Origin of the sequence: Aeromonas sp. PrichA-15, assembly GCF_017939245.1 — a bacterium.
In the GTDB taxonomy this organism is placed as follows: Bacteria; Pseudomonadota; Gammaproteobacteria; order Enterobacterales; family Aeromonadaceae; genus Aeromonas; species Aeromonas caviae.
This window is the reverse complement of record NZ_JAGKRH010000005.1, coordinates 1-11,772: the sequence shown is the minus strand read 5'-3', so window position 1 is coordinate 11,772 and position 11,772 is coordinate 1. Positions and strand designations below refer to the sequence as shown.

The following is an 11,772-nucleotide window of genomic DNA, read 5'->3' as shown; positions in this document are numbered from 1 at the left end:
GGACACGCCGTTTTAGCCTGTGGAGGCGTGGTGCAATCAGGCCGCCCGATGAAGCAGGAACCCGGTACTGCGCGAGCAGCTATCACCCAGTAATGGGAATCCCCCTCCTGTGACGCGAAGCGCTAAGGTGGGGGAGGATGTCAAGGACTCTTCATCTTCGGTGGAGAGGAACACCTTCTTCTGCTCGTTCCAGAGCCAGGGCGCATGGGCCTTGTCGTCGTAGTAACGCACATACTGGCCTTGCATCACGTGGGCCGGGTTGTTGGGATCCAGACCCCAGGCCTGGCCGTAGCTCGGCAAGGTGGTGATGCCGAGGCTGGCCGCGTGCTCCAGGTTCTTGGCATGCCACATGGGCACGGCGCCGCCGCCAATCTCCTTGCCGTTCTTGTCAAGGTCATGCCAGATGTTGTCGATGCCCACCGCCCCGTTGCCGCACGGAATGGTGCTGCCACCGGTGCCCGGCTGGCAATCGCTCTGGCTCGGCAGCGCCGCCTTGCCACCCAGACCGTGGGTGCCACCGGTGACCCCCTGCCAGCCACGGGTGTAATAGGGCACCCCTATGTTGATCTTGCCCGCCGCCAGGGCACCACGGAAGTAGTGGGCCGCCCAGGCGGAGTTGAGATAGCCGATGCCGCCAAACTGGGCCTGGGTGTAGACCCCCCACTGGGACAACTCGGGATCCGCCTTGTTGTCGAACAGGGCGGCGTTGTGACCGACGAAGTGGTTCCAGGCACCGTGGAAGTCATAGGTCATCAGGTTGACGTAGTCGAGGTACTGGGTGACCTGGAAGTTTTCCATGCCGCGCAGCAGGTAGGCCGAGGCCGGCGAGGCGATGGTCAGCATGTACTTGCGACCGTCCTCGGTGCCGGCGCTGTCGAGCTTGTTGCGCAGGGTCTTCATCAGCACTTCATAGTTCGCAAAGAGCTTGCCGCGACACTGGTTGGAGAGCGGGAAATCGTTGGGGTTGCCCGCATCCTTCATGGAGGTGGGGTACTCGTAGTCGATATCCACCCCATCGAAGCCGTACTGGCGGATGAAGCCCACGGCCGAGTCGGCAAAGGCGTTGATGCTGGCGGTGTTGACCGAGCAGTCGCCCTTGGTGGTGGCGGCGTAGAAGCCGCGGGTATCGGCCCAGCCCCCGACGGAGATGAGGGTCTTCACGTCCGGGTACTGCTTCTTGTACTTGGACAGCAGGTTGAAGTGACCCTGATAGGCGAACTCCGGATCCATCTCGGCGCCCGGCACCCCGTTCCAGGTCAGCTTGGTAGCGGCGTCATCCACCTTGATGGTGTGACTCTGCTCGTCCACCGCCGCGAAGGCGTAGTTGATGTGGGTGATCTTGTCCCAGGGAATGTCGCTCACCAGGTAGGCGGGCAGGCCGTTCTTGCCGGTGCGCCAGGAGGTGAAATACCCGATGACGCGGCGGCCGTGGTCATCCCCCATGCACTCGCTGCCGTCGGCGCGGTAGATCTGGCGCACGTCGCAGGAGAGGTTGCCGCCGGTAGGGGGCAGGGCCGCTTCTTCCACCTGCACGTCCACCTGGGCCGACTCGCCAGAGAGGTTGCTCTTGTCGGTCGCCACCAGCTTGAGGCCGGTCAGCCCCTTGTTCTGGGGCGTCCAGCTCAGCTGCCAGGGGGCGCTGGTGTCCTCGCCCACCTTCTGGCCATTCACGAAGAGCTCGACCTTGGCGACGTCGTCATTGGCATCGGTGACATTGCCGCTCACGGTGAGGGCGCGGCCCAGGGTCACCCTGGCACCGGCGGCGGGGCTTGCGATGCTCACCCTGGGCGCCTCTGGCGCCACCACGGCGGCGACCTTGAAGCTCGAATCCGCCTCGCTCAGCACCTTGCCGTCTTTATCCAGCGCCCGGGCCTTGAGGGCGTGATTGCCCGCACCGGCGGCAGACCAGCTGGCACTCCAGGGAGAAGCCGTGGCGGTGGCGACCAGAGCGCCGTCGATGAGGTATTCCACCCGGGCGAGCGCCGTGACCGGGCCGCTCAGCGTCACCGCCAGGGCCACACTGGCCCCCTCGCTGACGCTGGCACCCACGGCGGGGGAGCCGATGGCGACGACCAGGGCCGGCGGCGGCACCTCGCCACCATACAGCTTCCAGGCATCGGCCCAGACCACCCCCACCCCGGGGGCGTAGTGATAGGGGGACGCGCCGCACCAGCCGGAGTAAGGGAATTCCTTGCATTCATAGAGGGCGCCTGCGTTGCTGACGATGTCGCCAGCCTTGTAGGCGGTGCCGGCCTGATAGGCGGGGTAAGCAGCCTGCGCCCAGGCAGGGACGGCCGCAAGGGCGACCAGCATGGCAAGCCTGCTGGGCCTCAAGATCTGTTGCATATTGTTATCTTCCTTGTTTTGTCTTGGCTTCAATACCGGGAAAAGCGCAATCGCAACAGGGAACAAGGGAGCGACAACAGGCCATGGACGGGCCACAAACCCTCAAGTCACCCTGGGTAACCCCGCTGTCTGGCCCGGATGGGACAGATCGGAGGCTTTGCGTCCCGGCATCACTGCCGGTTTGCCCTTTGCCTGGGTTCCGTGAGGAACGGCTCGAGTATAGGAAGCAAGTGACCACTGCTCAATCTTTATTCTCGAAGGAAAATATGTGAATGCTGGCCGCCTCACACTTTTCGCTCCCACCTGATGACAAATAGATCATCAATATCAAACTGTTAGCCACGTCAAAAAATGGCAGATGGGCTCCTTTGTCTCCTCATAATGTGCGTTGGCTCACTGGTCAGAGCTGCCAGAAATGTGACAATGCGCGCCCTTGGCCACGATGCCAAGGCTATGGAAACACTGGCAAAAATAAAAAAAGGAATACCCATGAAAGGAACACCTACCCTGCTGTCGCTGGCCGTGGGGCTCGCGCTCGCGTCCCCCTCTCTCTACGCCGCCGGCTTCAGTTGCCCGGCCGACAGTGCCCTCACCCCCATCCCCGCCATCCAGGGCAGTGGCGACAAGAGCCCCCTCGTCCCGGACGATCAGTTCGAAAGCGCCCAGAGCGTCTCGGTCAAGGCGGTGGTCTCAGGTCTGGGGGAAAGCCTCAACAAGGGCTTCTACCTGCTGGATGTGCAGGGGGACGGCAACCCCGAGACGTCGGACGGCATTTTCGTCTACCTCAACGACAAGAACTTCGCCAGCAAGTACCCGGACATCCAGCCGGGCGCCCTGGTCTGTCTGGAGGCCAAGGTCGAGGAGTATTACGGCCACACCCAGCTCAAGCCCCTGTTTGACGGCAGCACGCCGCGCCTGACAACCCTGGCCCAGGGCGACGCCCCGGCCGCCACGGCGCTGCGGGTACTGGAGGGGGAAACCCTGGCCCGGGCCCTGGAGCGTCACGAAGGGATGCGGGTGCGCCTCGACGCCGACAGCGCCCTCCAAATCAGCCGCAACTTCAGCTACGACTATGCCGCCCGGCGCAACAACCTGGTGCTCGCTCACGGCGCCCCGCTGATGAAACCGACCCAGCTCCATGTGGCGAGCAGCCCCGAGGCCGTGGCGCTGGCCGAGGCCAACGCCAGCAACCGCGTCTTCCTCGAGTCGGACTTCAAGGCGGGGGACGGCAAGCTCCCCTGGCTGCCCGCCTGGGAGCCGGAGCAGGGTTACCTGCGCATCGGCGATGCCCCTGTCAATCTGGAGGCCATGGTCGGCTACAGCTACAACGAGTACCGCCTGATCGTGCCCCGGGATCAGACCATCACCGCGGGGGATCTGCTGCGCACCGGCGACAACGACCGCCAGAGCGCCCCGGCCCGCCTGGATGGCACTGACCTTCGCATCGGTAGCTTCAACGTGCTCAACTACTTCACCAGCCACTCCAGCGTGGGGGGCGCCCTCAACGTGCTCTGCGCGGATCAGGCGGATGCGGACAGCGCCAAGGGCTGCAACCGCGGCGCCAAGAGCCTGGAGGAGTTCCAGTTGCAGCGCGCCAAGATCGTCAACGCCATCACCGAGATGGACGCCGACCTGCTCGGCCTGATGGAGATGGAGAACAACGGCTTTGACGAGCACGCCGCCCTCCACGATCTGGTGGAGAGCCTCAACGCCAGGCAGAAGGAGGCGAGCAAGCACTACGCCTTCGTCACCCTGCCCAAGGCCCTGCTCACGGAGGATCGCTTCTTTGGCGGCGACGCCATCATGGTGGCCATGATCTACCGCCCCGCCCTGCTCACCCCGAGCGGGGATGCCGACGTCATCCCCCTGCCCCAGCAGCGCTACACCACGGGCGGCGTCACCAAGAGCGCCGGTCAGCGGGACTCCCTGGTCCAGCGCTTCACCGTGGCGGGCAGCGACGCCCCCCTGACCCTGGTGGTCAACCACCTCAAGTCCAAGGGGTCGGGCTGCTATGAGAACGGGGATGGCAAGACGGAGCCTGCGGATCTGCAGGGCAAGTGCACCGAGTTTCGGGTGAGCGCCGCCAAGGTGCTGGGGGAGGCGGTGAGCAAGATGCCGGGCCAGGTGCTGCTGGTGGGGGACTTCAACTCCTACGCCAAGGAGGATCCCATCCGGGTGCTGACCGACTATGCGCCGGTCGCGGGGGAGCGCCAGATCCGCTCCGCCTCCCACACCTACATCGGCGACAAGCCCTATGAGCAGATGGGCCAGACGGTGGCCAAGGGTTACGGCCTGGTGGATCTGAACGTCAAGTTCAACCAGGAGAAGGCCATCTCCTACAGCTACGAGGCCGAGCTCGGCACCCTGGACTACGCCCTCGCCAACCCGGCGCTGGCTGACAAGGTGGTGGCGGTGGCCGACTGGCACATCAACTCCTTCGAGAGCAACCTGTTCGAATATGGCAGCGCCTACACCGGCGACCTCATCAAGTCGGACAACCCCTTCAGCGCCTCGGACCACGACCCCGTCATCGTTGACCTCAAGCTCAAGGAAGCGAGCAAGGGGGGTGGCGGCGCCATGGGCGCCCTGCTGCTGGCCCTGTTGCCGCTCGCCTGGCGGCGCCGTCGCTAAAACGCGGCATCCTCGATGCCAGGTGCAAAGCCCGCGATGATCGCGGGCTTTTTTTGTGCCAGGGCCATTTGAAAAACAAATGCAAAGGGCCACATCATGGGATGAATAAATACCCTGTTGCCCCCGCCTCGCCCCTTTCCCGGGGACTGGCACCCTGCCGACGGGGAAACCCGGTGCTGACATCAGGGGCCGGATAGCGTATCCCGCAGGCTGCCGAACGAGCCAACCGCCACGCGGCAGAGGATGGCACCACGCAGCCCGCGCCATGGCCATGGCGGCATCGGCGCCAATCCCCACCCTCACCCCCGTCAGCGGCGGCCAGGGCCGCTGATGCCCTCGCGGACAGGGTGAAACGCCATTTGCCAGACAAATGCAAAGGGCGAGATCATGGGAAATCCAAATGACAGGCAAACAAAAAGGCCACCGCGATGCGGTGGCCTTGGTGCTTTCTTGCGAAAGATGGTGGAGCTACGCGGGATCGAACCGCGGACCTCTTGCATGCCATGCAAGCGCTCTCCCAGCTGAGCTATAACCCCGATGTGTGTGAGTGACGCTGAATCACTCTGAATTTGGTGGAGCTACGCGGGATCGAACCGCGGACCTCTTGCATGCCATGCAAGCGCTCTCCCAGCTGAGCTATAACCCCAAATTCGGTACTGAATGAATGGTTCTGGCGGCCATTCATCCTCAATAATGGTGGAGCTACGCGGGATCGAACCGCGGACCTCTTGCATGCCATGCAAGCGCTCTCCCAGCTGAGCTATAACCCCACAAAGGTCGGCCTGGGTGATACACACCGCACTGCCTTGGGTACTTCATGTCAATCGGGAACCTGGTGGAGCTACGCGGGATCGAACCGCGGACCTCTTGCATGCCATGCAAGCGCTCTCCCAGCTGAGCTATAACCCCTTGGATTCCAGATTGTTCGAGGAGAATTTGGTGGAGCTACGCGGGATCGAACCGCGGACCTCTTGCATGCCATGCAAGCGCTCTCCCAGCTGAGCTATAACCCCAACTCACCTCGGCGCTACCAAAGTTATCTCTGGCAACGGAGGCGCATGATAGGCATCACCCGCTTTGCTGTCAACCCAAAATTCTCACCCGCTGGAGCGTTTAGTCAAAATTCAGGCAGTTAGCTGTTTTTACCGCCAACCTCGTCGCTATGTCGCTGTTTTACGTCGCAAATCCGCTTGAGGCCAAAATACAAAGGGCCCCCGTCAGGGGGCCCTTTTCATGCCATGGCCGATGTTTATTCTGCGGCCATGCGCGCTTCGATAGACGCCAGGGCGCGGTCGATACGAGCGAGGCCCGCTCCTTGCCCACCAGCGCCATCACGGCGTCGGCGATGCCAGGGGACTGACCCGTATCGGCGCTCTGAATTACTCGGCGGCCATGCGCGCTTCGATATACGCCAAAGCGCGGTCGATACGAGCGAGGACCCGCTCCTTGCCCACCAGCGCCATCACGGCGTCGATGGCAGGGGAGAGATTACCCCAGACCGGTGACGGCAATGTGCGGCGACAAGCTTACTCGGCGGCCATGCGCGCTTCGATATACGCCAGGGCGCGGTCGATGCGGGCGAGGACCCGCTCCTTGCCCACCAGCGCCATCACGGCGTCGATGGCAGGAGACTGGCCCAGACCGGTGACGGCCACACGCAGCGGCATGCCGACCTTGCCCATGCCCTGACCCAGCTCGGCGGCGGTCGCTTCAATCAGCTCGTGCAGCGCCTCGGTGGTCCAGGTCTCCAGGGCCGCCAGCTTGGCCTTGGCCAGCGCCAGCGGCTCGGCAGCCACACCGCGCAGATGCTTCTTGGCTGCCGCTTCGTCGATGGCCTCGTACTCTTCGAACAGGTAGCGGCTCTGGGCAGCCACCTCCACCAGGGTGTTGCAGCGCTCGGCCAGCAGGGTGACCACGTCGGCCAGCGCCGGGCCATTGCTGGTGTCGATCTGCTGGTGTTCCATGTGCCAGGCCAGGTGCTTGGCCACATAGGCCGGATCCAGGCTGCGCATGTAGTGGTTGTTGAGCCACAAGAGCTTGTCGGTGTTGAAGGCGGAGGCGGACTTGGAGATGGCATCCAGGCTGAACAGCTTGATCATCTCGTCCAGGGTGAAGATCTCCTGATCCCCGTGGGACCAGCCCAGACGCACCAGATAGTTCAGCAGCGCTTCCGGCAGGTAACCGTCGTCGCGGTACTGCATGACGGAGACGGCGCCGTGGCGCTTGGAGAGCTTGGCGCCGTCGTCACCCAGGATCATGGAGACGTGGGCAAACTCCGGCACCGGCGCGTTCAGGGCCTTGTAGATGTTGATCTGGCGCGGGGTGTTGTTGATGTGGTCTTCGCCACGCACCACGTGGGTGATCTCCATGTCCCAGTCATCGACCACCACGCAGAAGTTGTAGGTCGGCGCGCCATCGGTACGGCGAATGATCAGATCGTCCAGCTCGGTGTTGGCGAACTCGATGCGGCCACGGACGTGGTCATCGAACACCACGGAGCCTTCGGTCGGGTTGCGGAAGCGGATCACGTGGGGCGCATCGGCCGGGTGATCGTGGTCGCCATCCCGGCACTTGCCGTCATAGCGGGGCTTCTCGCCGTTGGCCATCTGGCCTTCGCGCAGCGCTTCCAGCCGCTCCTTGGAGCAGTAGCACTTGTAGGCACGGCCGTCGGCCAGCATCTCGTCGATGAGGCCGTTGTAGCGATCGAAGCGCTTGGTCTGGTAGTAGGGGCCCTCATCCCAGTTCAGCTCCAGCCATTCCATGCCCTCAATGATGGCGTCGATGGCCTCCTGAGTGGAACGTTCCAGATCGGTATCCTCGATACGCAGCACAAACTCACCGCCCTGGTTCTTTGCAAACAACCAGGAATAGAGTGCGGTACGGGCACCGCCGACATGCAAAAAGCCGGTCGGGCTGGGAGCAAAACGGGTTTTGACTTTCATCTTTAAGCCTTGTGTAGAGGGCCTTGGGCCAATTCGTTAAAAAAACCGTCGCATTTTAGCACCGACAATGACGGATGGGAAAACCATGGCGAGGCAGAGGGGAAAATAGGGTCTACTCCCGCAAAAACCGCTGTTTTAGAGTGATGTCTCAGAATTTTCCCTTTTTTCCCGCTTAGCTAGGCGAGGTCGCTGGAGAGATCTCCCGCACAGCCGATACTTCAGTCACCCCGTCAACGAACCCTCAACGATACAAGGAACGCGCGATGCAGTTTCGTTCTATCCAGAATCGTATCCTGGTACTGGCCGGTGTCGCCATGACCACGGCCCTGGTCATCCTGATCCTGCTCAACCAGTATTCAGGCCGGCAGACCCAGCAGCTCACCATCGACTCCAGCCGCGCCGCCCTGCAACAGGAGGCGTGGCAGAAGGTGAGTGCCAACGCCCGTGCCGAGGCCGCCACCATCACCCAGCTGCTGCAAAAGGGGCTCTCCTACACCCAGCAGATGGCCAGCGTCTTCGCCCGCCAGCAGGAGGGCAAGCTGCCGCTGGATCGCCAGCAAGCCACCGACCTGCTCAAGGCCCAGCTTGCCCTGGAGCCCCAGCTCTATGGCGCCTTCGCGGGCTTCGAGCCCAACGGCTTCGACGGCCAGGATGCCAGCTTCGCCGGCCAGAGCGCGCTCGGCAGTGACGACAAGGGGCGCTTCGTTCCCTACTTCTATCGCGACAAGGATCAGATCGGCAGCGATCTGCTGCTCTCCATCGAAAAGAGCGATCCGGACGAGTTCGGCAACCCGGCCAACGACTACTACGCCTGCCCGAAACGGGAGGGGCGCCCCTGCCTCATCGACCCCTTCAAGGTGGACATCAACGGCCAGCAGGTGCTGGTGAGCACCATCACCACCCCCATCCTGGTGGATGGCCAGTTCAAGGGCATCGCCGCGCTGGATCTGGCGGTGGACTCCATCAGCCGTCAGGCCCAGTCTCTCAACAGCAACATCTATGACGGCAAGGGGGAGACCCTGATCGTCAGCGCTGCCGGCGTCATCACCGGTACCAGCGGCGACGCCAGCCTGCTCGGCAGCCGCGCCGACAAGCTGCTCGGCAACGGCTGGCAGCAGTATCTCAAACCCGAGGTACAGCGCCAGGAGCTCGACGATGCGTTTCGCATCTCGGTGCCCATCGCGGTGCCCGGCATGGCCCGCAACTGGGCCATCATCGTCACCCTGCCCTACAAGGTGGTGCTGGCGGGAGCGGACGAGCTGGCACGCCAGCTCACCGACATGAACCGCGCCGCCATGACCCAACAGCTCATCGGTGCCCTCATCGTACTGGCGCTGGCCCTTGGCACCATGCTGGTCATTGCCCGCAGCATCACGGGCCCCATCCGCCAGATGGTGAGCCTGGTGGATGACATCGCCGACGGCGAGGGGGATCTCACCAAGCGCCTGGAGAGCCGCTCCCAGGACGAGCTGGGGGCCCTGGCCCGAGGCATCAATCGCTTCATCGACAAGCTGCAGGCCTTGCTCGGGGATGTGCAGAAGACCGCGAGCGAGGTCCATCGCCACGCCGGGGATACCGATCGCATCGCCGGCCAGACCGACAACAACCTGCAGCATCACCAGGCGGAAATGGAGCAGATGCTGACCGCGGTACAGGAGATGTCCTACGTCAGCCAGGAGGTGGCCACCCACGCCAACAACACCGCCGACTCCGCCAAGCAGGCCCAGAGCGCGGCGGACGAGGGCAAGGTACGCTTCCAGCGGGTGATCCACTCCATGCACAAGGTGGCCGCCGAGGCAGGCAAGGGAGCCGAAGTGGTGGAAGGGCTGGCTCACGACAGCGAGCAGATCACCAGCATCCTCACCGTCATCCAGGGGATCGCCGATCAGACCAACCTGCTGGCGCTCAACGCCGCCATCGAGGCGGCCCGGGCCGGCGAGCAGGGGCGCGGTTTTGCGGTGGTGGCCGACGAGGTGCGCAAGCTGGCGGGCAACACCCAGCAGGCGGTGCAGAATACCCAGGAGCTGATCGACAAGATCCGCCACAGCTCCACCAACGCGGTCAACGCCATCCAGCAGAGCCAGCAGCTGACCCATCAGGCGGTGGGGGAAGCGGATCAGGCGGAGGCGGCCCTCGGCAGCATCTTCCAGGCCATCGCTACCATCAACGACATGACCTACCAGATCGCCTCCGCCGCCGAGGAGCAGAGCTCGGTTTCCGAGACCGTCTCCGGCAATCTGTCAAAAACCAGCGCACTGGCCAACGACATCGCCAGGGACGCCACCAGCACGGCCAACGCCAGTCAGGCCTTGCGTCAGGCGGCGGAACGTTTGCAGCAATTGTTGGGTCAGTTTCGTCTCAGCTGATAATTTTCATGCTCCGGACTCTCCCCCTCGGGGACGAGTCCGTTTACCATAGGCGGCATATTTGCCTGATGGCAGGCAATGTAGTGAGAGGTAAATGCCGTGCCCACCCCGGACCGTCGCCCACGTGGCCATAACAGACGAGCCCAGCAGCGTCGCCAAGACGAATCACAAGGAACCCTGCTCCAACGTATCAACGCGGCTACCCTGCCCCTGCGCCAGCGTCTCGGCCAGGGTATGAGTGGCCTGGGTCAGCGCAACAAGGAGCCGAAGGCGGCCTCGTTCAAGCTGGCAAGCCCCCTGCCCCGGAAACACACCATAGGGTTGCTGGTGCTGATCCCGCTCTGGCTGCTGGTGCTGGCCTGGGAGCCCGCCCCCGCCGCCCCGACCACGGCGCCGTCAGGTTCTCTGGCGGTCCCCCTGGCCGTGCCGGCCCAGGCCCTGACCATCGGCAACGCCGGTGAGCTCCAGGCCGCCAAGCCCGTCGAGGAGAAAGTGGATGGCACCTGGTTGCAGCACGACGTGCAGGCCGGTGAAACCCTCTACTCCATCTTCCGCAAGTTCGAGTTGCCGGGGGCCGAGCTCAGCCGGCTTATCGCCATCGAAGGGCCGGACAGGCCGCTGACCCGGCTGCAGTCGGGCAAGTCGGTGTTCATCCTGGTGGACACCAGCCGCCGCATCCAGCGGGTCGAGGTCCGCTCTCTCGGTCAGGTCAGCTACCGCTACGACCGCCAGGGGGAAGGGTTCGCCCTCAAGGAATAAGGGGGCTCGACCCCCCCTTATGCAGACGGGAGGCCATGGCCTCCCGTTTTTTTTGATGTGAAGCATGAAACAAGCTGCTGACTTCACAATACTTTTAGCTCGCTCAAAAAATGAAAAGTGCCAAATTGACAAGGGATCGGGCTCCAGTACAATCGGTCAGGCTTTAGACAGGGATTGTGCTACATGCTACTGGGACAAAGAGACGTGGTCAGTCATGCTTCAACCCCTGACTTCCAGGCAAATGCTGCCCAACCAGGCTTAGTTTCATTTTGTTATAGATAGGACTTACCACATGTCTGACATTCGCACCGGCCAAGTAAAATGGTTCAACGAAACCAAGGGTTTTGGCTTCATCGAGCAATCCCAGGGACCGGACGTTTTCGTTCACTTCTCCTCCATCCAGAGCGCAGGTTTCAAGACCCTGGCTGAAGGTCAAAAAGTCCAGTTCACTGTGACCCAGGGCAAAAAAGGCCCTCAGGCCGAGAACGTCACCGTTATCTGAGCCAGCGCCAGTGAACCCGTAGGAGGAGCCATCGCCCCTCCTATTTTTTGGTTCATCGCGGCTTTCCGGGGAAGGCCGCATTGATTTTCAGAAAAAAGTATTCTGAGTCCCTAAATCCATATGCCATGCGCTTTATCACTTTGATCTTGTTGTTCACCCCTTCCAGCACACTCGTGTGCATCGGGTAGTTTGCACTCGCCAGGATCCCCCGCATATATTTCGATAA

Annotated in this window: 6 protein-coding genes, 5 tRNA genes, 1 pseudogene and 1 riboswitch; of the genes and pseudogenes, 4 read left to right on the top strand and 8 right to left on the bottom strand. The window is 62.8% G+C overall.

What is annotated here, in order from left to right:
• Window positions 1-141: 141 nt before the first annotated feature.
• Window positions 142-2,313, bottom strand: a pseudogene (locus J9889_RS01565) (glycosyl hydrolase family 18 protein); the annotation flags it as partial.
• A gap of 145 nt (window positions 2,314-2,458) precedes the next feature.
• A riboswitch (cyclic di-GMP riboswitch) is annotated at window positions 2,459-2,542 on the bottom strand.
• A 293-nt stretch (window positions 2,543-2,835) separates the two neighbouring features.
• Here J9889_RS01565 and J9889_RS01560 point away from each other — a divergent pair.
• Complete coding sequence (locus tag J9889_RS01560) at window positions 2,836-4,977, top strand: ExeM/NucH family extracellular endonuclease (RefSeq protein WP_128313561.1); 2,142 nt, start codon at window positions 2,836-2,838, stop codon at window positions 4,975-4,977.
• 460 nt (window positions 4,978-5,437) lie between these two features.
• Here the strand turns inward: J9889_RS01560 and J9889_RS01555 are convergent.
• The 6 genes from J9889_RS01555 to gltX form a co-directional block, all read right to left on the bottom strand.
• Window positions 5,438-5,513, bottom strand: a tRNA-Ala gene (locus J9889_RS01555).
• 34 nt (window positions 5,514-5,547) lie between these two features.
• Window positions 5,548-5,623: transfer RNA gene (locus tag J9889_RS01550), tRNA-Ala, on the bottom strand.
• Between the two features lie 48 nt (window positions 5,624-5,671).
• Window positions 5,672-5,747 (bottom strand) — tRNA-Ala (locus tag J9889_RS01545).
• 63 nt (window positions 5,748-5,810) lie between these two features.
• Window positions 5,811-5,886: transfer RNA gene (locus J9889_RS01540), tRNA-Ala, on the bottom strand.
• 28 nt (window positions 5,887-5,914) lie between these two features.
• Window positions 5,915-5,990: transfer RNA gene (locus J9889_RS01535), tRNA-Ala, on the bottom strand.
• Window positions 5,991-6,503: 513 nt separating this feature from the next.
• Window positions 6,504-7,919, bottom strand: a complete 1,416-nt coding sequence (gene gltX / locus J9889_RS01530; RefSeq protein ID WP_167824622.1) for a glutamate--tRNA ligase — start codon at window positions 7,917-7,919, stop codon at window positions 6,504-6,506.
• Between the two features lie 263 nt (window positions 7,920-8,182).
• On the opposite strand from gltX, the gene J9889_RS01525 reads away from it, so the two are divergent.
• The 3 genes from J9889_RS01525 to J9889_RS01515 all read left to right on the top strand — a co-directional run bounded on the left by J9889_RS01525 (window position 8,183) and on the right by J9889_RS01515 (window position 11,546).
• Window positions 8,183-10,285 carry a methyl-accepting chemotaxis protein gene (locus J9889_RS01525; RefSeq protein WP_210555847.1) on the top strand — a complete coding sequence of 701 codons (2,103 nt, stop codon included), beginning with the start codon at window positions 8,183-8,185 and terminating at the stop codon, window positions 10,283-10,285.
• Window positions 10,286-10,384: 99 nt separating this feature from the next.
• On the top strand, window positions 10,385-11,044 hold the full coding sequence (locus J9889_RS01520; protein ID WP_124812691.1) for a LysM-like peptidoglycan-binding domain-containing protein: 660 nt from the start codon (window positions 10,385-10,387) through the stop codon (window positions 11,042-11,044).
• 292 nt (window positions 11,045-11,336) lie between these two features.
• Window positions 11,337-11,546 carry a cold-shock protein gene (locus J9889_RS01515; protein WP_005297820.1) on the top strand — a complete coding sequence of 70 codons (210 nt, stop codon included), beginning with the start codon at window positions 11,337-11,339 and terminating at the stop codon, window positions 11,544-11,546.
• Between the two features lie 52 nt (window positions 11,547-11,598).
• On the opposite strand, the gene J9889_RS01510 is transcribed toward J9889_RS01515, so the two are convergent.
• Window positions 11,599-11,772: transposase (locus tag J9889_RS01510; protein WP_210555848.1), on the bottom strand; the 174-nt coding region annotated here is incomplete at its 5' end.

Bases quoted from the DNA above. Each gene is read 5' to 3' on its own strand.
- J9889_RS01560 (WP_128313561.1), top strand. From the start codon at position 2,836: ATGAAAGGAACACCTACCCTGCTGTCGCTGGCCGTGGGGCTCGCGCTC.
- J9889_RS01515 (WP_005297820.1), top strand. From the start codon at position 11,337: ATGTCTGACATTCGCACCGGCCAAGTAAAATGGTTCAACGAAACCAAG.
- gltX (WP_167824622.1), bottom strand. From the start codon at position 7,919: ATGAAAGTCAAAACCCGTTTTGCTCCCAGCCCGACCGGCTTTTTGCAT.
- J9889_RS01525 (WP_210555847.1), top strand. From the start codon at position 8,183: ATGCAGTTTCGTTCTATCCAGAATCGTATCCTGGTACTGGCCGGTGTC.